General features: G+C 47.9%; 1 protein-coding gene. It reads left to right on the top strand.

The genetic code is table 11. The features are described from left to right. The coding region (locus J7439_RS26050) for a type 1 periplasmic-binding domain-containing protein (RefSeq protein WP_209204965.1) at positions 1-547 on the top strand (547 nt) is incomplete at both ends.

Consider the following 547-nt stretch of genomic DNA (forward strand, 5'->3'; position numbering starts at 1 on the left):
CAGAACAATGGTATGAAAAGCCTCAGGACAAGCGGGAACCCTATGCGATCAGGCTTGAGGCTAAACTGGCCCAAATGAAAGCAAGAACCAAAGAGACCAGGAAAGCCAAGCCTGAAAAAGTAACATTACTGCTGTCACCTTCTGTGATTATCAATATCATCAAATACAACAAACCATTAAAGCCGGTGGTTTGGTCATCTCTGGAACACTATGCCCGCAACGGCCAGCTAACTAGCAGTTTGTGTAAGGCGCTCAGCCCGGTTATCCGAAATGATAATGATGGTGTTGTTCCTGAGCTCGTTAAACACGCAGTGGCTGAAAAGCTGGTACAGATTGAGGCAACAAAAACACCCGTAGTAACAGCCATCGCTCTGCAGCAACCTCCTGCAAGCACGACACCCCCTTGGGATCAGGATTCCGCCAGGAGCCTTCAAGGGCCGAAATTTACCTTTGAAGCGGCAATGGAAGAGCTGGATCGTTTTCCGGTATTGGGGAATAGAGAACTTGAACTATTGGAACCCTATCGGAAAGAGATGATACTTCCGCA

This window comes from Salinisphaera sp. G21_0, from assembly GCF_017744115.1.
Classification (GTDB): domain Bacteria; phylum Pseudomonadota; class Gammaproteobacteria; order Pseudomonadales; family Endozoicomonadaceae; genus Endozoicomonas.